At 36.2% G+C, this 23,636-nt stretch carries 19 protein-coding genes and 5 pseudogenes; 8 read left to right on the top strand and 16 right to left on the bottom strand.

Going from position 1 to position 23,636, the window contains the following annotated elements; translation table 11 throughout:
• Positions 1-348: 348 nt before the first annotated feature.
• The 4 genes from BWD162_RS02135 (at position 349) to BWD162_RS02120 (ending at position 3,458) form a co-directional block, all read left to right on the top strand.
• Positions 349-1,101 carry a transporter substrate-binding domain-containing protein gene (locus tag BWD162_RS02135; protein WP_078705242.1) on the top strand — a complete coding sequence of 251 codons (753 nt, stop codon included), beginning with the start codon at positions 349-351 and terminating at the stop codon, positions 1,099-1,101.
• Between the two features lie 71 nt (positions 1,102-1,172).
• On the top strand, positions 1,173-1,892 hold the full coding sequence (locus BWD162_RS02130) for an ABC transporter permease (protein ID WP_078705241.1): 720 nt from the start codon (positions 1,173-1,175) through the stop codon (positions 1,890-1,892).
• Complete coding sequence (locus BWD162_RS02125; RefSeq protein ID WP_078705240.1) at positions 1,892-2,599, top strand: ABC transporter permease; 708 nt, start codon at positions 1,892-1,894, stop codon at positions 2,597-2,599. Before BWD162_RS02130 ends, BWD162_RS02125 begins: the two co-directional genes overlap by 1 nt.
• A gap of 79 nt (positions 2,600-2,678) precedes the next feature.
• Complete coding sequence (locus BWD162_RS02120; RefSeq protein ID WP_078705239.1) at positions 2,679-3,458, top strand: amino acid ABC transporter ATP-binding protein; 780 nt, start codon at positions 2,679-2,681, stop codon at positions 3,456-3,458.
• Between the two features lie 18 nt (positions 3,459-3,476).
• On the opposite strand, the gene lpxB is transcribed toward BWD162_RS02120, so the two are convergent.
• The 13 genes and pseudogenes from lpxB to BWD162_RS02055 form a co-directional block, all read right to left on the bottom strand.
• Complete coding sequence (lpxB, locus tag BWD162_RS02115; RefSeq protein ID WP_078706117.1) at positions 3,477-4,661, bottom strand: lipid-A-disaccharide synthase; 1,185 nt, start codon at positions 4,659-4,661, stop codon at positions 3,477-3,479.
• On the bottom strand, positions 4,654-5,526 hold the full coding sequence (locus BWD162_RS02110; protein ID WP_078705238.1) for an LpxI family protein: 873 nt from the start codon (positions 5,524-5,526) through the stop codon (positions 4,654-4,656). The genes lpxB and BWD162_RS02110 overlap by 8 nt, the downstream gene beginning before the upstream one ends.
• 2 nt (positions 5,527-5,528) lie before the next feature.
• Positions 5,529-6,352: pseudogene (gene lpxA, locus BWD162_RS02105) on the bottom strand (acyl-ACP--UDP-N-acetylglucosamine O-acyltransferase).
• A gap of 10 nt (positions 6,353-6,362) precedes the next feature.
• Positions 6,363-6,842, bottom strand: a complete 480-nt coding sequence (gene fabZ, locus BWD162_RS02100; RefSeq protein ID WP_078705237.1) for a 3-hydroxyacyl-ACP dehydratase FabZ — start codon at positions 6,840-6,842, stop codon at positions 6,363-6,365.
• 1 nt (position 6,843) lies between these two features.
• Positions 6,844-7,899, bottom strand: coding sequence for a UDP-3-O-(3-hydroxymyristoyl)glucosamine N-acyltransferase (gene lpxD / locus BWD162_RS02095; protein WP_236824125.1), 1,056 nt, complete (start codon positions 7,897-7,899; stop codon positions 6,844-6,846).
• 59 nt (positions 7,900-7,958) lie between these two features.
• Positions 7,959-10,355, bottom strand: a complete 2,397-nt coding sequence (gene bamA / locus BWD162_RS02090; RefSeq protein WP_078705236.1) for an outer membrane protein assembly factor BamA — start codon at positions 10,353-10,355, stop codon at positions 7,959-7,961.
• Positions 10,356-10,580: 225 nt separating this feature from the next.
• Positions 10,581-11,735 carry an RIP metalloprotease RseP gene (gene rseP / locus BWD162_RS02085; RefSeq protein ID WP_078706115.1) on the bottom strand — a complete coding sequence of 385 codons (1,155 nt, stop codon included), beginning with the start codon at positions 11,733-11,735 and terminating at the stop codon, positions 10,581-10,583.
• A 16-nt stretch (positions 11,736-11,751) separates the two neighbouring features.
• Positions 11,752-12,566: pseudogene (locus BWD162_RS02080) on the bottom strand (phosphatidate cytidylyltransferase).
• 820 nt (positions 12,567-13,386) lie between these two features.
• Positions 13,387-13,947, bottom strand: coding sequence for a ribosome recycling factor (frr, locus tag BWD162_RS02075; protein ID WP_078705235.1), 561 nt, complete (start codon positions 13,945-13,947; stop codon positions 13,387-13,389).
• 36 nt (positions 13,948-13,983) lie between these two features.
• Positions 13,984-14,703 (bottom strand): UMP kinase, encoded by a 720-nt coding sequence (gene pyrH / locus BWD162_RS02070; RefSeq protein ID WP_078705234.1) that lies wholly within the window; start codon positions 14,701-14,703, stop codon positions 13,984-13,986.
• A 149-nt stretch (positions 14,704-14,852) separates the two neighbouring features.
• Positions 14,853-15,776, bottom strand: coding sequence for a translation elongation factor Ts (tsf, locus tag BWD162_RS02065; protein WP_078705233.1), 924 nt, complete (start codon positions 15,774-15,776; stop codon positions 14,853-14,855).
• 107 nt (positions 15,777-15,883) lie between these two features.
• Positions 15,884-16,663, bottom strand: a complete 780-nt coding sequence (gene rpsB / locus BWD162_RS02060) for a 30S ribosomal protein S2 (RefSeq protein WP_078705232.1) — start codon at positions 16,661-16,663, stop codon at positions 15,884-15,886.
• Positions 16,664-16,824: 161 nt separating this feature from the next.
• A pseudogene (locus BWD162_RS02055) lies at positions 16,825-17,648 on the bottom strand (cell envelope integrity EipB family protein).
• Positions 17,649-17,788: 140 nt separating this feature from the next.
• On the opposite strand from BWD162_RS02055, the gene BWD162_RS02050 reads away from it, so the two are divergent.
• Both BWD162_RS02050 and BWD162_RS02045 read left to right on the top strand, forming a co-directional pair.
• Positions 17,789-18,250, top strand: coding sequence for a RidA family protein (locus BWD162_RS02050; RefSeq protein ID WP_078705231.1), 462 nt, complete (start codon positions 17,789-17,791; stop codon positions 18,248-18,250).
• Between the two features lie 136 nt (positions 18,251-18,386).
• A complete protein-coding gene (locus BWD162_RS02045) occupies positions 18,387-18,809 on the top strand; it encodes an HIT family protein (protein ID WP_078705230.1) in 423 nt (140 codons plus the stop codon).
• Between the two features lie 8 nt (positions 18,810-18,817).
• Here BWD162_RS02045 and clpA read toward each other — a convergent pair.
• The 3 genes and pseudogenes from clpA to BWD162_RS02035 form a co-directional block, all read right to left on the bottom strand.
• A pseudogene (gene clpA / locus BWD162_RS02040) lies at positions 18,818-21,177 on the bottom strand (ATP-dependent Clp protease ATP-binding subunit ClpA).
• 13 nt (positions 21,178-21,190) lie between these two features.
• Positions 21,191-21,378: pseudogene (locus BWD162_RS07850) on the bottom strand (ATP-dependent Clp protease adaptor ClpS); the annotation flags it as partial.
• Entirely contained in the window at positions 21,316-21,549 is a 234-nt protein-coding gene (locus BWD162_RS02035; protein WP_236824124.1) for an ATP-dependent Clp protease adaptor ClpS, read from the bottom strand. The gene BWD162_RS02035 and the pseudogene BWD162_RS07850, both read right to left, overlap by 63 nt.
• A 235-nt stretch (positions 21,550-21,784) precedes the next feature.
• Here BWD162_RS02035 and BWD162_RS02030 point away from each other — a divergent pair, with 235 nt between their 5' ends.
• Both BWD162_RS02030 and BWD162_RS02025 read left to right on the top strand, forming a co-directional pair.
• On the top strand, positions 21,785-23,134 hold the full coding sequence (locus BWD162_RS02030; RefSeq protein WP_078706114.1) for a D-alanyl-D-alanine carboxypeptidase: 1,350 nt from the start codon (positions 21,785-21,787) through the stop codon (positions 23,132-23,134).
• A gap of 32 nt (positions 23,135-23,166) precedes the next feature.
• Positions 23,167-23,445, top strand: a complete 279-nt coding sequence (locus BWD162_RS02025) for a hypothetical protein (RefSeq protein WP_078705229.1) — start codon at positions 23,167-23,169, stop codon at positions 23,443-23,445.
• The last annotated feature ends 191 nt before the right edge of the window (positions 23,446-23,636 follow it).

Genomic DNA, 23,636 nt, shown 5'->3' with positions numbered 1-23,636 from the left:
GATTTTATAATTGCTTAAACAGCATTAAGGCCAAAACATTTAACAAATTTTGCTTAAAAAGCTTTTTGCAAAAGCATAATACCGCTGTTGAAATCACATCCGCTCTGCGTCATAAAATAATAGAGTTTAACTACTTCAGATTAATAATTTGTACCACAGTAGATTTATTATAATAAGTATTTTATCATACTGATATTTAAAAGAGAAAATAAAAACTCTCATGAAAAATATTTTATACTCTTAGCAAAGTAAATATCAATAAATTTTTGCATTGCTCTCAATAGAGTTTACAGATTATAAAAATATGTGATGATTTGACATCTTGCTGGTACTCAACAGGAGAACATAATGAAATTATTAGCAATAATTCTTATGGCAAGTGTAACGCTATTTACTCAATTAGTAAACGCTAAAATACTGAAAATTGCAACTGAAGGCTCTTATCCCCCCTTTAGTTATATTGATTCAAACAATAAACTCCAGGGTTTTGATATTGATATATCTTATGCACTTTGTGAAAAAATGGAAGTTGAATGTTCAATCATTCTTCAAGATTTTGATGGAATCATTCCCGGTCTTCTTGCAAAAAAATATGATGCTATCATTGCATCCCTAGCTCCTACACAAGAGCGATTACAAAAAATTGACTTCACAGATTCTTACTATAGAACAGCATTGGCTGTAATTATTCCTAAAGATTCACACATTAAAGAAATCTCAGTGGAAGCATTTAAAGGCAAAAATCTTGGTGTACAATCAAATACGACACAATCTATGTATGCAGAAGATAATTATGCCTCTAAAGGAGTGAATATTAAACTTTATCCTACAGCAATAGAAGTAAATCGTGACCTTTTAAGTCATCGCCTTGATGTTGTTATTCTTGACAAACTACAAATACTAAGCTGGCTTGAAAATGAAGGTAAAGAATGTTGCCGACTTTTGGGAAGCATTGAAGAAACACAATTGCCTATTGCTATTGGCATACGTCAGAATAATGATGACCTTAAAAACAAGTTCAATGAAGCTATAAAGAAAATCCGTATGGATGGAACATATGACAAAATTAGAAAAAAATATTTTGAGGTTGATATTTATTAAAAACTGGAAATTGAATCCGCTATTTATACTTCTAGAAAATAATTATCCATACCTTTATTAGGAGCACGAAAATGATCGAAAATTTGGCATTGCTATCACTTAGCAATGGGGGGTGGGGTGTGGTTATACTTTCTAGTGCAGGAATAACACTGTCATTAGCCTTATGTAGTGTACTTTTAGGCCTTCCTTTAGGTCTTCTAAATGCAGTAATGATTCAATCTAATATCAAGATACTAAAAGTTATAGCTACTCTATTTTCATCAGTATTCCGTGGATTACCAGAACTTTTAACCTTATTTCTTGTGTACCACGGCTTACAAAATCTGATTCAAGCTATATTAGACTATTTTAATATCGAAACAACATTTAGCATTAACGCTTTTACTGCCGGTGTTCTTGCACTTAGTATGGTTTTTGCAGCTTTTTCTTGTGAAGTTTGGCTTGGAGCATTCAAAATTGTTGATAAAGGTCAATATGAAGCAGCTAAAGCTCTAGGTTTTTCGTGTTCTACTACATTTTTTCGGATTGTCTTTCCTCAGCTTATTCGCAATGCCTTACCAGGGCTTTCTAACACTTGGCTTACTTTGCTCAAAGATACATCTCTTGTTTCAACCATTTCACTGGTCGACCTAATGCGGCAAACTAATTTAGCAGTTGCTGCAACTAACAAACCCATGTTTTTTTATTTTGTGGCGTGTTTACTCTATTTATTATTTTCAGCAATTTCTTCTACATTCTTACGTTACTTAGAAACACACACTCAAACAGCCTATCTAAAAGGTCTAATCTGATGATTCCTGAGTGGCTCCATTTTCTTTTCAATCCTAAACTCTTAAGCTATTATAGCCCAAGACTTATTGATGGTCTTATTGTTACTCTTGAGCTGACTTTTATTTCCTGCTTTATTGGTTTTTTTCTCGGAATACTTATTACGCTTGCACATTTATCAAGCAACAAGCCCTTACAATATTTATCACGTGCTTATACCTATTTTTTCCGTGGTTCTCCTTTATTAGCGCAATTATTCCTCTTTTATTATGGTCTTGGATCAATGAGCGACTTTTGGCAAAAAATCGGTTTATGGTGGTTTTTTCAAAATGCATGGTATTGCTGTCTTTTCATTTTTGCACTCAATTCAGCTGCCTATCAGGCTAAAATCTTTATAGGAAGTTTTCAATCTGTAGCAACTGGACAACATGAAGCATCAAAAGCTTTAGGGTTGAGTAACTCTACAACATTTTTTAGAATTCTTATTCCTCAAGCAATGATTCTAGCATTGCGCCCTTTAGGAAATGAGTTTATTTTAATAATTAAATCCAGTGCTATAGCTTCATTAATAACTATTTATGATTTAATGGGTATTGCTAAGCTGATTTATGCACGCACATTTGATTTTCAAGTTTACGTTTGGGTTGCTATTATTTATCTTTTTATCGTTGAGCTCATTTATGGTTTTATTGTTCTTATCGAACGCCGTCTAACCCGACATTTACGTTAAATGAGACATGGCACAAAATTTTCACCTAACTAAGATGCTAAATGAATTGATTAATTCATCAATAAGAGAACACAACAAAATGAATCTGGAAAATAAAAATAATAAGCCTGTAAATACCGCTAAAAATCCAATTATTTCTATTCAGCATTTAAATAAATGGTATGGAACCTTTCAGGTATTACATGACATCAATCTCCATGTAGAGATTGGTGAACGTATTGTTATTTGTGGCCCTTCTGGATCAGGAAAATCAACTTTAATCCGTTGTATTAATCAATTGGAAAAGGCACAAGAAGGGTCAATCCACATTCATGATGTTGATATTCATACTGCTCCCATACAACAACAAAAAGCTGTCCTACGTATAATAGGAATGGTCTTTCAAAACTTTAACTTGTTTCCTCATATGACTGTCATACAAAATTGTATTTTAGCACCTATGACAGTTCAAGGACTCTCAAAAAAACAAGCAAAAGAACGAGCAATTCGTTACCTTACAGACGTTGGTATTGAAAAGCATTGTGACAAATATCCTTTACAATTATCTGGTGGGCAACAGCAACGCGTTGCTATTGCCCGTGCACTTTGTATGGAACCTAAAGTGATGCTCTTCGATGAGCCAACGTCAGCTCTTGATCCAGAAAGTGTCGGAGAAATTTTAGAAGTTATGGCTCAACTAGCAAATACAGGGATAACGATGCTCTGTGTTACCCATGAAATGAATTTCGCTCGTGAAGTTTCAGAAAGAATACTTTTTTTAGAAAACGGGAAAATTATTGAAGATACAGCATCTAATATATTTTTTACTAATCCTAAAAGCCAACGTGCTCGTGAATTTCTTGCTAAAATTAAACATTAATTATTAGCATTATTTTATCTATACTTCTAAATGCTCCGATTTTTTCTTGAGAAAGTTTATGATCACTTGAGCCGCGATAACTCCTGATGGCAACTCGGTTTTCATTCTCTCTTCTATCATATCAAAAGCATCTAACTGCGCTTGTCGTAATAAACGATTATACAAAAGTTGCTCTATCTGTCTTGCTAACGTACCAGGTCGTAAAAATTCATTGAAATATTCTGGAACAACAGGTTTATCAGCAATAATATTTGGAAGAGCAGCACTCCATAATGTTATTTTTGGAAAAATGAATAATTTAGATAAATAGTCAAGTTTATAACAAAGTACCATTGGAATTCTTGCTAAAGCTAATTCAAGGGACACCGTCCCAAGTGCTGCAAGTGCAACACTAGCATCCGTAAAAGCATGCCATTTTGCATTCTCACCAGCAACAATCTCGACCTCGTTTTTCCAATCTTGCACTAAAAAACGAATTTCATCCATCAAACATGGTAAAGTCAATATAACAATCCGTAAATTAGGGACACGTTGTTTAATAATTTCCACTGTTCTTCCAAAAATAGGCATTAAATGACGAATTTCAGAACTACGTGATCCCGGCAAAACAATCATTGTAGGTAATGATACTTGTTCAAAAGGCAAACGTTTTTTTTCTAATTGAACAGTCAAGAGCGGTGGATAAGTTAAAAGGCGATGTCCAACATAGGTAGTAGGTGGCCCTTCTAAATCCCTCATAATCTTTTTTTCAAAAGGAAAAATTGCTAAAATATGATCAACAAATTTGCGCATAGCTTTCGCACGTTCCGGTCGCCATGCCCAAACAGTTGGTGCAACATATTTAATAATAGGAATAGAAGGCGCTAAAGTGCGCACTTTTTTTGCAACACGATGAGTAAAATCAGGGCTATCAATAATAATTAAACAATCAGGTTGTTCTTGTGCAATAAATTCGGATAAATTGCGAATATGCATTAGTAATACTGGCAATTTTTTTAATACTGCCCCCAAACCTATTAAAGCAAGATCATCAGAATTAAAAACACTTTTTAAGCCTAGTGCCTTTAAATGCCTCCCTCCCACACCAATCAAATGAATATTACGCCCTATCTTATGAGATAAAGAAGAAATCAAATCTGCTCCGAGTAAATCACCAGATTCTTCGCCTGCAATAATAGCAATTTTAAAAGAACGATCATTCATCATCAAACTTTTCAAATGTTTCTATAAACAACGAATGTTTGTTAGCTTCTTCTATTGTTTCTCTTAAAGACAATATCAGACTTCTATTTGCCTCTACTGCAATGCCAACCAATCCACTTTTTGCAACATTAATTACTGTCGTAGGCCCGATTGATGGCAAATCAACCCGGTGATCTTGTTGTGGTTTTGCTGATTTGACAAGAACACCACCTTTCAACGGAATTTGATTTCTTTCTCGCATTTCATAGACTCGCCGTAACATATTATCGGTTCCTTCTGCACCCTCTAATGCAACAACTCGACCATTAATAGCTACAGCTCCTTGTCCGACATCTAGTTGACCTAAAAGCCTTGTTGCCTTAGCCGCTAATCGAATATCCATACTTTCGTTTTGAGTAGCACGCCGCGATGTTAAATTAAATTCTATCGGAGCTAATAGATCCGGTAGCACTTCATGAACACCAATAACTTGAAAACCACGCGCTTCAATAACTCGTATACAGGCTTTCAATAATGAATCATCCCCACTCCCTAATACCTTTAACAACTTAGGTAAAGCCAATAAAATCGTCCAATCAGGTCGTAATTGTAAAAGAGTCGGCCGCTTTTTTACACCACCTGCCAAAATAACATTGCAAATCGCAGCTTTTTTTAAAGCCTTAAACAACCGCGCTAACTCTCCAATCGATAGTTCGCAATGTTCATAGTTATATAATGTAGCGTCTGCTTCACCACGCAAAAGTACAAGAAAAGGCTTTTGTCCACTTTCTTCAAGTGCCCGAGCAACAGTAACGGGTAAAATACCATTTCCCGCTATAATGGCAACTCTACCGGAAAGAAAACTTCTGTTACCGGAAAAAGACATTTTTAACTCTTATCTGAGCGCATTGTATCACTTTCAAATCGAGGTGTACAATAAAAGCGCTTTCCTCCTTCTTGAATAAAATTAACTATATCAACTACAGATTGAAATGTAGAATAAGAAGAAAAAACATCATTTACGCGTTCTTTAAGCGGTTTATAATGATCAAAAAGCATATTAACTGCATGACGTAATGTATGAATTTCTTTACGTTTAAAACCAGCGCGTTTCATACCGATAATATTTAACCCCGAAAATTTTGCTTGCACGCCAACAGCCATCCCATAGGGAATTAGATCACCAACCAATGCAGATACACCACCAATAAATGCATGATGCCCAATACGAACAAATTGATGAACACCAGAACCACCACCGATAATAACATAATCGCCAACTGTAACGTGACCACCAATCATTGCATTATTTGCAAATGTTACACAATTTCCTACATGACAATCATGTGCAACATGCGCATAAGCAAAAATTGACAATCATTACCAACAATCGTGGTACCTATACTTGAATCGGACCCCCTGTGCATTGTTACACCTTCACGAATCGTGCAATTTCTACCAATAGAAAGCGTTGTATCACCACCTTTATGTTTATTATTTTGTGGATCTGCACCTAAAATTGCATGTGGAAATACTTTACTATTGGCCCCCAACGTTGTTTTTCCCATTACTACAACGTGACTCATTAAATTGCATCCATCGCCGATAACAGCTTTGGGACCAATATGACAAAATGGTCCAATTAACACATTCTCACCAAGCTGTGCTCCCTCCTCTACAAAGGCAGTCGGATGAATTTTTGTACCAGACATTTTTAAATTCCTATTTCACTGTTTGCTCTGATTCGACAATCATTGCAGAAACTTCCGCTTCAGAAACGCAAATACCCTCTACTTCTGCAACACATGAAAAACGTCTAACACCGGATCGCTTTTTTAACAGTTGAACATGAAGCTTTAATTGATCACCAGGTACAACTGGTTTACGAAATTTTGCATTATCAACAGTCATAAGGTAAACTAAGCCTGTTTTTTTATCATCTAATTTTAAAAGTGAAATAGCTCCTGCTGTCTGCGCCATAGCTTCTAAAATTAACACACCAGGCATAACTGGTTTTTCAGGAAAATGCCCCATAAAATAGGGTTCATTAATTGTCACATTTTTAATACCAATAGCTTTTTGATCGCCATCAATTTCAATGATACGATCAATCAACAGAAACGGATAACGATGCGGTAGTATTGACAATAATTTATCAATATCTACAGTTTCTAGACTTTTGATCTCTCCCGTGTTGATCATATCAACGTTTCTCCCTTTTGACTTTACCAATACTACGCAGTGCCGCCACTTCACGAAACCACTGTTTAAATGGTCGTGCTGGAATGCCACCCCATTTTTCACCATCTGGAATATCATTCATAACGCCACTGCCAGCAGCAATTTGAACACATTCACCTATCGCAATATGATCTGCGACTCCAACACTTCCACCAAGCCGAGACATATCACCTATAGATGTACTTCCAGCAATTCCACATTGAGCAGCAATAAGGCAATAACGACCAATTTTTACATTATGAGCAATTTGTACTAGATTATCGATTTTGCTTCCCTCACCGATAATTGTATCTTCGAGTGTTCCGCGATCAATCGTCGTATTTGCACCAATTTCTACACCATCTTGAATGATCACACGACCAAGATGTGGAATTTTTTCAATTCCAGCAACACCATTAACATAGCCAAAACCATCCTGCCCAACACAAACACCAGGATAAAGATAAACTCTATCACCTATTAAAGAGTATTGAACTGTAACTTTAGGAGCAATATAACATTCACGTCCAATACAGCAATTTTCTCCAATAACAGCAGTTGATGAAACAAGTGTACCTGAACCAATTTCAACATTTTTACCAATAACAGCCCCCGCTTCAATACACACATCATGTTCAAGTTTAGCACTTGGATGAATATGTGCATGTGGTGAAATTTCTTTTTTGCCAAACCAAGGTACTGGCTTAACAGAATCAGGAAATAAAATGCGTCCAATCTGAGCAAAATCACGTTGCGGCGTTGATGTCACCAAAACTGCAATAGATTTAGGAATTTTAAAAGCAATATCATTTGTACAAAAAACAGCAACTGCAGAACTTCTTAATAAAGTATCAGAAAATTTTTGATTCTCTATAAAAACAAGAGAACCTTCCTCAGCACTTTCAATAGAAGAAAGGGTATTTATAACTGTATTAGAAAACTCTGGATTAAGAAGTTTTGCACCTGTCAGCTCTGCAACATCAGCGACTGTCAACCGCCGAGAGGGCGTAAAAAAAATGCACCCGCCATCTACAAACACTCTTTCCTAGCCTATTTATTTTTTACTGAAATTTCCCCTCCTCCCAGAGAAAATTCAAATTAGAACTTAGTAGAAATACCAAACTCAAATTTCTGCACTTGATCACCTTTTTGCTGAGTTATTGGCCAAGCATAATTAACACGAAGAGGACCAAATGGAGATTCCCACATCAAACTAACACCCGCAGACGTACGCCATGCACTCCCTGTATCTGTAACCGGCATTTCATTTTGAAGAACAGGTTTATAATTATGGCCATAGAGCGTTGCAGCATCTGCAAATACAGCACCACGAAAGCCTAAACTTTCAGGTACAATAGGTATAGGAAACTGTAATTCAGCAGTTGCATTCATATATGTTTTACCACCTAAGAAATATGCTTCACCACTATTAGAAACCTGACGAGGACCAATTCCGTTATATTTGAACCCTCGAATCATATCAGTACCGCTTTTAAACATATCAAAGATACGGACACCATCTTTACCTATTGCGTGGATATAACCACTACCAACAGAAAGCAAACTAACAAGATCCATCTCATCAGAAAGTGTCTTGTACATCATTGCCTTACCAGTCGTTTTTAAGAATTGAGCGTTTCCACCCAGCCCTGCATATTCCTGCGTAGCACGAATGTATAAACCATCATGCGGATTATTCATATCATCAATAGAATTATAGGTCAGACCATAAACAATGGACGAGCGCCTCCAAGGGCTATGTTTTGCAGCTTGAACAATCGCACCAGAATATTTTCCATATAATTCTCTTATGACATCATCATTAGTTAAATCATAACCTTTACCAAAATCATATTCTTCCTGCACATAAGAATAACCTAAATTGGCAGATAATTGTTCAAAAATTGATACACCAAACCGGAGCGATCCCCCTGTTTGTCGTACATCGTATGCATTATCAGCACGATAAGTACTGCGGAAAATATCAACACCAGCAGACAAACGATAGCCTAAGAAATGAGGCTCAACAAACGAAAAATTATAATTACGAGACTTCTCTTGTCCAGCGCCCAAACTCAATCGAACATATTGACCACGTCCACCAAGGTTACGCTCGGTAACAGAAACCTCAAGAGACATACCTGGAGTATTACCCCCTGTTGTATAACCACCTGAGAAAGAAAGATCTCCTGTCGGAACCTCTAAGACATCTACAATCAATACAACCTGATCAGATTCATCAGTTGGAACCATCGAAATATTAACCGCTTTGAAAAAGCCTAAATTTTCTAGTCGACGCTTTGCCCGTTGCACTAATGTTTGATTATAGGCATCCCCCTCATTTAAATCAATTTCACGACGAATAACATAATCTCGAGTTTTTTCATTACCACGTATTTCAATTCGCTGAACATAAACCCGCGGCCCCTGTTCAATATTATAAACAATTGAGATTGTACGATTTGTAAAATCACGATTTCCTCGTGGATCAACTTTAGCAAACGCATACCCAGAATCAGCAACTTTATTATTAATAATTGCAACAGATTTTTCAACATATGCTGCACTATAAATAATACCTGGACGGGTTTTAAGTGCTTCTTTTATGAATTGGGTATTAATTCCCTCAATATCACTTTCAACCTGAACATCACCAATTTTATAACGTTCCCCTTCATCAAGAACGAAATTAATTTTATAACTATTACTCTTTTCATCAAAAACTACTTTAGATGAAACAATCCGAAAATCTGCATAACCACGATTATAATAAAAACGACGTAATGCCTCTTCATCTGCAGCCAAACGCTCTTCATTATAAACATCACCTCTCATCAATAATGAGAATATTCCTGAAGGTCTTGTTGAAATAACATCGCGTAAGCGGCGCGTTGCAAATGCATTATTCCCTTCAAATGTAATATCGGCAATTTTCGTTTTCTGACCTTCAACAACGTTGAAAACTACATTCACACGCCCTTTCCCTAAATCAATAGTCTGAGCTGTGACAGCAACATTTTTTCGACCAACAGTACTATAAGCTTCCCGAATTATCCTTATATCAGCTGAAAGCTTAGCAGAACTAAAAGTTTCATTCGGTTTCAAAGAAATAAAACGTTTAAGATCAGAATCTTTGAGTGTTCTATTCCCTTGAAACAATACCTGATTAACTACTTCATATTCTTTAACTGTAACAATCAGCTTATTGCCTACCTGATTTATTTTAATATCATAGAACAAACCTAACGCAAAAAGACGTTTCACTGCAGCATCAATATCGTCACTCGCTAAACTTCTTCCAATTACAATTTGTATGTTATCCCGAATTATCTGAGCATCCACAAATTTATTACCATGAACTTCAATAGAATGAATGACAGATGCTTGTGCTTTTTCAACCACCAAAATTGACGTAACGGCTACTGTTGAAGCAACTAAAACTATAGCTAACACCAACATAGATGCTGCGCTAAGAAGTTTCGAATTTGTAGTCATTAGTTTCTTTACCTTAATCTTTTTCTTTAAACATGATATCTCAAAAAATATGTATAAAACAATTTTTTATTCAACGAGACTCTCATGTTCCATCCATTTATTTTTTTCTGACTATAGCATATAATGCCATAATATTTCGCAGATATAGTAAATCTATGGATATGGCAAACAGCTTTTAATCTCCATTTTTTCACCATTATCTAATTTACAAAGCATTTTCTATAATTAATAACCAAACCAACAAAAATAATCATTAAATAGTGCAAAAATCATAAACAGGAAAACAACAAAGAAACCTATATGGAAAATAATTTCCTGAATTTTAATTGGCACTTGCCTTCCGGCAACAGTCTCAATTACATAAAATAATAAATGCCCACCATCAAGTGGAGGAATTGGAAAAAGGTTAATTAGGCCAATGCCAATTGATAGAAAAGCTGCAAAATTCAAAAGAGAGATAAATCCTGAATCACTAATCTGCCAAGCAATCTTAACAGTCTTAGAAGGGCCACTTAACTGGCAACGATCTTCTCGCCCCTCCATTAAACGACTAACAAAAAAAACTGTTTGAGTAATAATAAATGCCGCGCGCTTTGATGCCTCTCTTACTGCTCCCAAAAGATTATAACGAATATGTTTCTCATAAGCTTGATCCAAACGCGTAGGATTAACTGGATCAATAGGTGCTCCCACACCGATCATGCCAACCCGGATCCGATTACCAAATCCATCATCCCTTTCAGTTACCGTTGGTGTAATAACTGTCTTAAACACCTGCCCCATACGTTCTAATTTAAACTCTATGGGATCTTCACTATGAAAAGTCACATAAGTTATTAAATCTTCAAAACTTTCAACCCGCTGACCATCCATTTCAATAAAACGATCACCTAATACCAAACCCGCTTGAATAGCGGGAGCATTTTCCACCAATGAACCAACAATAGGTTCAATAACGACGCGCCCATAAGAAAAGAAAAAAAATGTTAAAACAATAATACTAAAAAGAATATTAAATAAGGGACCTGCAAAAACAGTTGCTGCTCTTTTCCATGCATGAGCACTCGCAAATGAACCATGTACTTGTGGAAACGATTGTGATGATAGCACACTTGTCCCATCTTTATCCCCTACAAATTTCACATATCCTCCCAAGAGAATAAGTGCTAAACGCCACTGTGTGCCATGTTTATCTGTATAACTGAATATTTGTGGCCCAAACCCAAGCGAAAAAATTGATACCCTAATACCGCACCATCGTCCAATAAGATAATGTCCTATTTCATGTACAAAAATGATAACTACAATAACGAAAACAATACCTACCCCCCTTAAAAACAAATCACCTACACTAGATATAATATGATGAAAAAATTCCAAAATACCCTCCCCCAATTTAAATTATACAAAAGAAATTAAAAGGTGTGTTCATACCAGACATAAATGAACCAATGATATACAGAAAAAAAGCGGCACCAACTAAACCATCCATACGATCCATAAATCCACCATGTCCAGGTAATAAAGAACTAGAGTCTTTAATAGAAAATCGCCTTTTCAGCCATGATTGCCCTAAATCACTTATTTGTGAAACAATTGATAAAATTAAAGCAAGTAATGGTATAAAAAAAATTATTGGGCTTTTGTCAAAGGCCCAAAAAGCAACTAATATACCCCCCAAAATTCCGGCAAGCGTACCACTAACCGCTCCTGACCATGTTTTATTAGGTGAAAACCGCGACGCTAATTTCGGACCACGAAACGCACGACCTCCAAAATACGCAATAATATCTGTTCCCCATACGACCACAAATAAAAAAATAACTACCCAAAATCCTAATGCTTCATAACCTCGTAAAAAGGATAGAGCCACCACAGGAACAGATGCATACAAAAAACCACAAAAAACCCAACAAATACTCTTAAGAGATCCAATACTTAACAGCGCTGCAAAAACTACCAAAACGCCAAAAATCAATAAAGCAGGTGCACTTAAAATTAAAAATAAACCAAAAACCAAATAAAAAAAACCGGCTAATATTTTTTGTGAAGTGCTCCATTTTTCTTCAGTAATATTAACCCATTCATAAAGAATGAAGCCTCCAATTCCCCACACAAATAAAAAAATACCGCCCCTCCAAACCATGTTAAGCACAAAGCAATAGTGCCAAAAACAAAAGCTGTCAGAATACGAGAAACAAGATTAGACAAAACGATCTCCAAAGAATCCAAAAAAGGTATAAAACAAAAACCAACATGAGCAAAAATTCTACCCATGCGATATGTATATATTCATATTTTTTTAAGTTTTACCGACACTGATTACAAATTATTTAAAAGTAGTGCCCACGAAACTAATAATCTTAAGTTACAGTCGCCTCAAAAGTTTGTTTATTAAAACAAAACTAAAAATAAAAATACAATTCAGAACGTACTGCCTGATACAAAAAATTAGAAAATTGCTATTCACTACTTTTGCAAATAATTAATCAGGACCCAACATCTGTTTCGTATCCAGATCATTTTTCTGCCGAAACCATCTGTACTTACTCAGAAGATAGAAAAACATCAGAAACTAATCTAGACGAGATAACAGAGTGTTTAACTCATTTATTGTACTCCCCGTTTAAAAGTAACGATAAGATTTAGATCTTTAATCTTGTGTTGTATACTCTGTATTCACAAGCACTTCTAAAATACCTTACGAAAAACTTAATCGATTACCCACAATATAAGCACGAACATTTCTTATTATGCAGATCAATAAGATCATACTTAATAAAAATCTTTAATAATCCCATTCAGAATTTAGTTAGCAAAAAATCGCCTTAGTTAATTTTCAGATAAAAACACAAAAACTACCAACGATTTCAAACCCACTCTTCTTGCATGGCATACAATACAATAAAGAACGTCTATTTTTGATGTTTTGTTATCAAAGTTAATTGTTATACGTGCCCATCAATCCTTTTCCATTCACAATAATGACAGTATAATACAAATATAACATTATTTTTTAAACAAAAATAAATTAAACTTGCATAATATCTGTTTCTTTCACACTCAAAATCTTATCGATATCTGTAATGGTTTCATCTGTAAGTTTTTGAACTTTTTCAGATAAATTACGGGATTCATCTTGGCTAATTTCACCTTCCTTTTCTAATTTTTTCAAATTATCCATACCGTCACGACGAATATGACGAGTGGCAACACGAGCTTGTTCTGCATATTGATGTGCAATTTTTACTAGCTCCTTACGGCGTTCTTCATTTAATTCAGGTATAGGAATACGCAAATTCACACCATCTGTAATGGGATTGAAACCAAAGCCAGAATCGCGAATAGCGCGCTCCACAGCCCCTACCATCGTTTTATCCCATACAGAAACTGAAAGCATACGTGGCTCTGGAACAGAAATATTGGCAACCTGTTGTATAGGTACAGTAGAACCATAAGCTTCAACTGTTAATGGCTCCAATAAACTAGCTGAAGCTCGCCCAGTTCGCAAACCGCTCAATTCGTGTTTAAAAGCTGAAACTGCACCATCCATGCGACGCTTCAGATCATCCATCATCGATGTAACATTCATATTTCTATCTCCTTTAATTACGCCCTGAAAATTATTTTATTCCGATACTATTGTAAATCGACCCGTTCCATTCAATACCTTAACCAAACCACCTTCTTCATGAATAGAATAAACAATAATCGGTACATTATTTTCACGCGCTAAAGTTACCGCTGTCGTATCCATAACAGACAATCCCCATTGTAAAATTTCAACGTATGTTAATTGATCAAAACGCTTAGCCGTAGGATCTATCTTTGGATCAGCAGCATAAATGCCATCCACTTGCGTTCCTTTCAATAAGACATCTGCCCCAATTTCTGCCGCGCGCAAAGTAGCAGCAGAATCAGTAGTAAAAAATGGATTACCTGTACCACCAGCAAAAATAACGACTTTCCCCTGATTCATATAGCTTATTGCCTTACGCTGCGAAAAACTTTCACAAATTTGCGGCATCGCAATCGCAGACAGTACAACCGTTTCGACCCCCAATTTCGTTAATGATGTACGTAAAGCTAAAGAATTAATAGCTGTAGCAAGCATTCCCATATGGTCTCCAGTTACACGATCCCCACCCCGCGAAGCAACAGCAACCCCACGAAAAATATTACCACCACCTATAACAATAGCGACTTCCACACCCATTGCCCGTACTTCAGCAATATCGGAAGCAATACGATCCGCAACTGATACATCAATTCCAAAACTTTGCCCCCCCATAAGTGCTTCACCAGACACTTTTAATAGAATACGTTTATATCGAAAAGCTAACGTCATCCATGATCTCCTAAAGAGCACATTTATTTTCTCTACTTTCGATACACTAAGGGCACCACCTTGTCACGTGATGCCCTTTAAATTAGCTATACTTTTTCATATTAATAGTATAAATTTTTGGCTTTTGCCCAACAATTTTACAAAAACAATTAGCTCTTTGCTGCAGCCGCAACTTCCGCAGCAAAATCAGTTTCTTCTTTTTCCACACCATCACCTAATGCAAAACGAATAAAACCAGTGATCGCTGCTGGTGCCCCAATTGATTTTTCAGCATCCCTCAAAGCAGCTTCAACAGTAACATCAGGATTCATAACAAAGGCTTGAGAAAGCAAAACAACCTCTTCGTAAAATTTACGCATACGCCCTTCTACCATTTTTTCAATAATATTTTCAGGCTTTCCAGATTGACGTGCTTGATCTGAAAAAATTGCTTTTTCACGCTCAATAGCGTTAACATCAACATCCTTTGCTGTTAACGCTAATGGACTGGTTGCAGCAATATGCATTGCAACCTGACGACCAAAAGCAACAGCAGCATCTTTATCTCCAGAAGTTTCAATAGCAACGATAACTCCAAGTTTGCCAAGACCATCAGCCACACTATTATGAATATAAGTAGCAACAACACCATCTTTAACAGACAGTTTAACCGAACGACGCAACGTCATATTCTCACCAATTGTGCCGATTGCATCTTTAATTGTTGCATCTATAGTCTTTTCAGAGCCTGGATAAATAGATGCAGACACAGATTCAACACTACCCTGAGTATCCAAAGCAGCAACTGCTACATTACGCACAATTTCCTGAAAAGCATCATTACGCGCAACAAAATCTGTCTCAGAATTCACTTCAACCAAAACAGCACTTAACCCCTTAGATATCGCACCGATCAACCCCTCAGCTGCTGTACGCCCAGCTTTCTTATCTGCTTTAGCTATTCCCTTTTTACGGAGCCAATCAACCGCAGCCTCCATATCACCATTAGTTTCCGCCAGAGCTGTTTTGCAATCCATCATACCAGCCCCTGATAGTTCGCGAAGTTCTTTTACTTGTAAAGCAGTAATGCTCATATTAAGCCTCTTTATCTTATAACGGCAAAAGCGCGCATAGACAAAACCCTCTGCACGCTTCAACCTCTTTCGTTTAGAAAATAAATGCCTCAACAGGCATTTTCAAATCAAGATTCCACAACCGAAGAAACCGCATCTTCCAAAACAGGCTCCACAGGCATATCAGCCTGAGCTCCTATATCAATATTCATCGCACCTTGCTGACGAGCAATACCATCAAGAGCAGCACGTGCAACAAGATCACAGTAAAGAGAAATTGCACGCGAAGCATCATCATTACCTGGAATCGGATAATCAATACCATCAGGATCACAATTTGTATCAATAATAGCAATCACAGGAACACCTAAACGCTTTGCTTCTTGAATAGCAATATTTTCTTTATTTGTATCAATAATAAACATAAGATCCGGAACAGACCCCATATCCTTAATACCGCCCAGCGCACGATTCAATTTCTCACAATCACGTTCAAGATTTAACCGTTCTTTTTTAGTAAAGCCTTGCGCTTCAGCGGTCAGAATTTTATCAAGTTTACGTAAACGGTGTATTGAATTAGAAATTGTTTTCCAATTTGTTAGCATACCGCCAAGCCAACGCGCGTTAACATAATATTGGGCTGACCGACTAGCTGCATCAGCAATAATATCAGATGCCTGTCGTTTGGTGCCAACAAATAAAACACGACCCCCGTGTGCAACCGTATCTGAAACAAGTTTAAGCGCCTGATACAAGAGCGGAACAGTCTGAGCAAGATCAATAATATGAATATTATTACGCTCCCCATAAATATAGGGAGCCATTTTCGGATTCCAGCGCTGTGTCTGGTGCCCAAAATGCACACCTGCTTCTAAAAGCTGGCGCATTGTAAAATCTGGTAATGCCACAATTTTATCCTTTCCGGTTTAACCTCCGCGAAAAAAGTAAAAAGATTTACTACCGGTGGACACTTGAATAATTTTTTCTACAAGTACCCGAATTCCGCGTGTGGAATAAAAATATCATACTAACATTTGACTTTTTTTCAAGTCATTTTCTGCACAATCATTTAATGCTTGCAAATATCAGAATTCTTTTCAAAATCGAGTAGTTTAAAATTTTTCAATTTTGCGCGTATCGAAAAATCCCCATAATCTATAAGCAGGTCTCGCATAACACCATTTTCATATAAAAGAAAGCTGGTACGATAAAGAGGTAAACCATCTTTATTTTTTGTATCATCAAAATAAGAAATTGTAACAGGCCAATGACTCTCCTCACTTAATTTTCCTAATTTTTTCGTTTCAGAATCAGATATTAACCTCTTTTTGTCTCCAATAACTATACTTTCTTTTATCACTTCATTTGCATTGTCTGTTCCATCAAATACAGCTGTGTGATAAAAATGACGAGCTGCTTTTGCCTGCTGAATAATAGTTTTCAATTGCATAATTGGAAATTCAGCTGTCGTAAGTTTATAAACATCCTCTTTTGGCTTTTTTAATTTAACTATAATTCCATCTTTAGTACGCTCAGCCACCCCTTCGATATTATCTGAAACCTCTTCTCCAATTTTATTTTGAACATTAAAATGGAATTCATGACTATTACCTGTTTCATAACTAGTTATTTGTTGATCCGTTAAACGTATTGGTGCATCTTTCATATAAATACGGTTCACAAAGCGGGACCTTGTGGTATAACCCTGACATGTTGAGCCTGTAAGCTCATAAACCATCCGCCCAGAAACTCCTAGGATCGACATTTCATTAGAAACACTTTCAAGCTGGAAATCATAAACAGCTCGATGAGGCACTAAAAAATAGGCTCTTCAGCTCCTGCGGAACATAGGAGAACATTGTATAAACCTATCATAAATAATAGCTTGATTATTTTTGACTTCCAATTTTTTATTCTGCACACAATCATATAAAAAATTAAAAAACTCCCCTTAAATCATTTCAATACATTTCTTTAAACTAGAAAATAGTTTATGAGATACACTATATCATAGAAAACAGGGAAGTTAAAATATGACCAACTCAATTGAAAGTCGTTTAAAAAAGTTTGGTATTGTTATTCCTGAAGCAACACAACCCATTGCAAATTACATACCAACATCACAAATTGGTAATCAACTTTTCATTTCTGGTCAGTTACCACTGTCTTGTGGAAAACCAGTAACAATCGGAAAAGTTGGTGCAACTGTCAGTGCTGAACAAGCAAAAAAATCAGCAGAAGTATGTGCTCTTAATATCCTTGCACAAATAAAATTAACCCTTGGTGATTTAACTAAAATAAAACGTATAATAAAAATCACCGTCTTTGTTGCAGCAGATCCTAATTTTACTGATATACCTCTTGTCGCTAATGGAGCTTCTGATCTATTTGTCAATATTCTCGGTGAAGTGGGTAAACATGCTCGTTCTGCTGTCGGGGTCTGCACTCTCCCTATGGGAGTTCCTGTAGAAGTAGAAGCTATTATAGAAATCTAGCATTTTCATAAATATCAATATCTGCGCAAAAATCGAATATTACAAATTGCTTATTGCAGTTTATATTTTTTAATCTTAAAAAAACAATGTAAATTAATTCTATTTCTAGATAAATACTACTGAAAGAAAATGCTTTATGAAACAAGTGTATGATAATAATAATATTTTTGCTAAGTTGATTCGTAACGAAATTCCTTCCGTTCGTGTCTATGAAGATAATGATGTTATTGCGTTTATGGATATCATGCCCCAAGCTCCAGGACATACATTAGTTATTCCCCGAAAAAGCTGTAGAAATTTATTAGATGCAGATACGGAAATATTGTTTTCAGTCATTAAAGTTGTTCAAAAAATTGCTAATGCTGTTAAAATAGCTTTTCAAGCGGATGGTATCACAGTCATGCAATTTAATGAAGCAGCTAGTCAACAAACCGTTTATCATCTTCATTTCCATATTATACCGCGGATGGAAGGAGTAGAACTTAAACTCCATAATGATGTCATAACGCCTACAGAAATACTCAAAGAACATGCACAAAAAATCCGATCAGTTCTTTAAAAATGGCTTTAAGTCGTAGAACTCTTTTTTCTCACATATCTTGCAGAATTCAATAAACCCTTGTGAGCTTTATTACCATTTGAGCCAACAGAAGGGTCAGAAGATAAAATTTCTAATTCTAATTTTTCTCTATCACCACTTAATTTATGCGTAAATACGCGAACCATACCACCAGTACGCAACTTTCCAAATAAAATTTCATCAGCTAACGGCTTTTTAATATGTTCTTGTATGATACGACTCAACGGACGTGCTCCCATTTGAGTATCATACCCTTTACGAGCAAGCCATACCATTGCAGACTCGCTGAATTCAAAAGTGATTTCTTTATCAACCAATTGTGCTTCAAGTTGGAAAATAAACTTCTGCACAATTTGACTGATTGCTAATCGAGATAAAGGTGCAAATGGAACAATAGCATCTAACCGATTACGAAATTCTGGTGTAAATAATCGGTTGATAGCTTCTATATCATCACCATCACGGTGTACTTTACCAAATCCAACAGCTGATTTTGCCATATCCGAAGCGCCAGCATTGGTTGTCATAATTAAAATGACATTGCGGAAATCAATTTTTCTACCGTTATGGTCTGTTAATTTACCATAATCCATCACCTGCAATAAAATATTAAATAATTCTGGATGAGCCTTTTCGATCTCATCTAACAATACAACAGCATAAGGATTCTGATCAACAGCATCTGTGAGAAGACCACCTTGATCAAACCCTACATAGCCCGGAGGAGCTCCTATCAAACGTGCTACTGTATGCCGTTCCATATATTCCGACATATCAAAACGCAACAACTTAATCCCTAAAGAAGATGCCAGTTGTTTCGCAATTTCAGTTTTCCCAACACCTGTTGGTCCCGAAAATAAATAACTTCCTATCGGTTTTTCTGATTCACGCAATCCTGCTCGTGCTAGCTTTATGGACGATACAAGCATTCCAATCGCTTGATCTTGTCCGTAAACAACATGCTTGAGTTCTTTCTCAAGCTTTTCAAGGATTTTACGATCATCATTAGAAACTGTTTTTGACGGAATTTTTGCTATAGCTGCAACTGTAGATTCAATTTCTTTAACACCTACGCTTTTTCTTCTTTGTTTTTTTGGCAAAAGCATCTGTACAGCACCACTTTCATCAATAACATCAATTGCTTTATCCGGCAATCGACGGTCAGCTATATAACGTGAAGATAACTCTACTGATGCTACCATTGCTGCATCAGTATATTTAATTTGGTGAAATTCTTCAAAATAAGGTTTTAGTCCTTGCAAAATTTTAATCGCATCAGCGACAGATGGCTCATTAACACTAATTTTCTGAAAACGACGCGTCAAAGCTCGATCGAGTTCAAAAATTTTTCGATATTCTCTATAAGTTGTCGAACCAATACATCGAATCATACCTGAAGATAATGCAGGTTTTAAAAGATTTGCTGCATCCATATACCCCCAGACGTAGCTCCTGCACCAACCAATGTATGAATTTCATCAATAAATAAAATAGCACCCGGATACTGTGCTAATTCTTTAACAATTCTCTTTAACCGCTCTTCAAAATCACCACGATAGCGTGTGCCAGCAACAAGCCCCCCCATATCAAGAGAAAATATTGTTGCATTCAACAAAATCTCGGGCACTTTTTCATCAACGATGCGTCTAGCCAACCCCTCAACTATGGCCGTTTTTCCAACACCAGGTTCACCAACTAACAGTGGATTATTTTTTGACCTTCGACATAAAACCTGCATTATTCGTGAAATCTCTGTGTCACGACCAATTAATAAATCAATTTTTCCATTGCGCGCTTTACAATTCAAATTAACACAATAAGTAGCAAGTGCACTTGCTACTTTGTCATTGTTTTCCAAAACATGCTGATCTAACTGTTCTTCAAGATCCTCAAGTAATAGAGACAACTCATCATCACGTATAGCACCATGTGAAATGAAACGCACAGCATCATAGCGCGTCATTCCCATTTCTTGAAGAAAATATGCTGCATGACTTTCACGTTCAGAAAAAATTGCAACAAGAACATTTGCCCCCGACACTTCATCTTTTCCCGCTGATTGAGCATGAATCACCGCGCGTTGAATAACACGCTGAAAAAATGCTGTTGGTTTTGTATCTTTATTGGTTTTGATTTGTACATCCAACTCCGATTGGATATAATTAGTCAAACGCTCCCGTAACTTTTCTAAATCGACCTGACACGCATGGATCACTGAACTTGCATCAACATCATCTAATAAAGCAAGTAAAAGATGCTCTAATGTTGCATATTCATGCTGCGCTTGAGCAGCAATTGTTAATGCACGATGCAAAACCTCTTCAAGGCTGGGTGTAAAAGATGGCATAACCCTCTCACTTCTATTCCATTACACATTGTAATGGATGTTCATTTTGACGTGCACATTCCATAACTTGCACAACTTTCATTTCAGCCACTTCATAGGTATAAGTACCGCATTCACCTATCCCATTTTGGTGAACATTTAACATAATACGTGTTGCTTCCTCAAAACTTTTTTTAAAAAATTCTTTAAAATAAAAACAACAAAATCCATAGGTGTGTAATCATCATTCAGTAAAAGAACACGGTATAATTTAGGTTTTTGAAATTTTGATTTAATTTGAGGTATGATAATAGTATCATATTTATCTTCACTCCAGCTCTTGCTCTTTCTATTTTGCATAGTATAAAATATGAGTTTTTTAGTTAATATCATTATCATTTTCCATGTAGTATGCTTTTTATTAATTTAAAATCCTTTCATAACCATTGTAATACTTAAGTGTATGAAAAATAAAACTTTCTTTTAAGATCAGATTTAAGTCAAATAGAGAGACTCACAAAATAACCTTTATAAACAAATTAGTAACATCATTCATTTAAATTGTGTTAAGCTAACTGCAACAAAAAAGATCTTGATGCGATTATTTGGCATAAATAAGGTATTACAAGTGTATATTAACTGGCGAAAAATTGCACCTTTCTACAAAAGAATAGTTGCTGTTTTTATTGTTTTAGCTATTTCTTATTCTTCAGTGAAAGCTACTCCTAAAGAAGCTTACCCTGATAAATACGCGGCTATTGTTATAGATGCACATACAGGAAAGACCTTATTTCAAGCCAACGCGACTTTAAAACGTTATCCTGCCTCTTTAACAAAAATGATGACGTTGTACATGCTCTTTGAAGCTATGGAAGTACGTCGCGTAACACCAAATACGCCCATCCCTGTCTCAGCTTACGCAGCAGCACGCCCACCAACGAAAATAGGCTTTAAAGCAGGTCAAACAATTTCTGTAGAAGAGGCCGCCAAAGCTCTCATTACAAAATCAGCAAATGATGTTGCTACTGCTGTAGGGGAATATCTTGGTGGCAGTGAACCAAAATTTGCTCGAATGATGACAGTAAAAGCCCGTAAACTTGGTATGACGAATACTCGTTTTGCAAATGCTTCAGGTCTTCCAGATGCCCGCAATTATTCTACAGCAAAAGATATGGCCACTCTAGCATTAGCTTTGCGCAAACATTTTCCCCAGCAGTACAAACTGTTTAAAACAACGAGTTTCTCTTTTCGTGGCAAAACAATTAACAACCATAATAAATTAATAAAAACAATAAAAGGCGTTGACGGAATTAAAACAGGCTATACACAAATGTCAGGTTCTAATTTAGCCACATCAATGCATATTGAAGGACGCTCCATTGTTGCTGTGGTAATGGGAGGAAAATCATCTACAGAGCGTGATATTCATATGACTAACTTGTTGAACCGGTATTTGTCAAAAGCAAGTCGTAAGAAAGCGAATGAATATTTAGTAGCTATGGTATCCTATAATTTACCCACTGGAGCAGCCATCCCTATACCTGTCGCTAAAACAAATCAAACTGACTTAGATGATGATGTCTCCGCACTTCTAACAGCACTTGCAGCGCAACCTAATGAGTTAAACACAGCTATAGCTGCTGTAAATCAGGTGATTATACCAACTCCTAATCCTCACAAAACCACATCTGTAGAGATAGATAAAATCATCACTGCTTCTTTATCTACAAGTGGTGGATGGGCCATTCAAATTGGTTCTCTTCCCAGTAAAGAACAGGCAAATACTCTGCTTTCAAAAGCCAAGAATACAGCTTATTCAGCTTTAAAACATACATCTGCACATATGCAACTATTTGAAAAAAGTGGACATCGTTATTATCGTGCCCGGTTTGTTGGTTTTCAATCAAAAAAAGCTGCGCATGATGCTTGTTCTACTTTAAAGAAAGCAAATTTTAACTGCTATACTGTAATCTATTAAAAGTTTTTGAATTCTGCATTAAGGATAGTGCCATGACACATAACGTTATTTCCCCATCTCTTAAAAAGGGAAAACAGTTGAAGCAATCACCCCTCCTCTCACTACGTTCTCTTCACGATGCCGCAACTAAACTTGCTAATTTAAAGCACACCCCAACGGTGTCAAACACGCATTCTCTTGTTAGTCTTCTTATTTGTCAAATAAATCGAAATCGTCGTTTAGCTACACCTCCTGTACGCATTCACTTACGGGTTGCGAGTCACACAGGAAATATACCTGTCAAACTCCGTTTAGGAGCAACAAATACTTAATTCTATTACCTATTTCTTATAGGAAAAATACTTGATCAATAATAAAGTATTTATTCACCATGTGAGATTTTAAAAAAATTTAAAGTGCACGGTTTTTATTTTTAATTTACAAAGATTCCAGCATGAATTTCTGTTTTTACTGTTTAACATTTTATCTTTAGTGTTTGAATAACACTCTTCTTAGAAGACGC

The organism is Bartonella sp. WD16.2, assembly GCF_002022505.1.
Classification (GTDB): Bacteria; Pseudomonadota; Alphaproteobacteria; order Rhizobiales; family Rhizobiaceae; genus Bartonella.
This window is presented reverse-complemented; position numbering and strand designations above follow the sequence as displayed.

What these genes read in the sequence shown, in the direction of transcription:
- BWD162_RS02135 (WP_078705242.1), top strand. Translation starts at nt 349, where the DNA reads ATGAAATTATTAGCAATAATTCTTATGGCAAGTGTAACGCTATTTACT.
- BWD162_RS02130 (WP_078705241.1), top strand. Translation starts at nt 1,173, where the DNA reads ATGATCGAAAATTTGGCATTGCTATCACTTAGCAATGGGGGGTGGGGT.
- BWD162_RS02125 (WP_078705240.1), top strand. Translation starts at nt 1,892, where the DNA reads ATGATTCCTGAGTGGCTCCATTTTCTTTTCAATCCTAAACTCTTAAGC.
- BWD162_RS02120 (WP_078705239.1), top strand. Translation starts at nt 2,679, where the DNA reads ATGAATCTGGAAAATAAAAATAATAAGCCTGTAAATACCGCTAAAAAT.
- lpxB (WP_078706117.1), bottom strand. Translation starts at nt 4,661, where the DNA reads ATGAATGATCGTTCTTTTAAAATTGCTATTATTGCAGGCGAAGAATCT.
- BWD162_RS02110 (WP_078705238.1), bottom strand. Translation starts at nt 5,526, where the DNA reads ATGTCTTTTTCCGGTAACAGAAGTTTTCTTTCCGGTAGAGTTGCCATT.
- fabZ (WP_078705237.1), bottom strand. Translation starts at nt 6,842, where the DNA reads ATGATCAACACGGGAGAGATCAAAAGTCTAGAAACTGTAGATATTGAT.
- bamA (WP_078705236.1), bottom strand. Translation starts at nt 10,355, where the DNA reads ATGACTACAAATTCGAAACTTCTTAGCGCAGCATCTATGTTGGTGTTA.
- frr (WP_078705235.1), bottom strand. Translation starts at nt 13,947, where the DNA reads ATGAATGTTACATCGATGATGGATGATCTGAAGCGTCGCATGGATGGT.
- pyrH (WP_078705234.1), bottom strand. Translation starts at nt 14,703, where the DNA reads ATGACGTTAGCTTTTCGATATAAACGTATTCTATTAAAAGTGTCTGGT.
- tsf (WP_078705233.1), bottom strand. Translation starts at nt 15,776, where the DNA reads ATGAGCATTACTGCTTTACAAGTAAAAGAACTTCGCGAACTATCAGGG.
- BWD162_RS02050 (WP_078705231.1), top strand. Translation starts at nt 17,789, where the DNA reads ATGACCAACTCAATTGAAAGTCGTTTAAAAAAGTTTGGTATTGTTATT.
- BWD162_RS02045 (WP_078705230.1), top strand. Translation starts at nt 18,387, where the DNA reads ATGAAACAAGTGTATGATAATAATAATATTTTTGCTAAGTTGATTCGT.
- BWD162_RS02035 (WP_236824124.1), bottom strand. Translation starts at nt 21,549, where the DNA reads ATGATATTAACTAAAAAACTCATATTTTATACTATGCAAAATAGAAAG.
- BWD162_RS02025 (WP_078705229.1), top strand. Translation starts at nt 23,167, where the DNA reads ATGACACATAACGTTATTTCCCCATCTCTTAAAAAGGGAAAACAGTTG.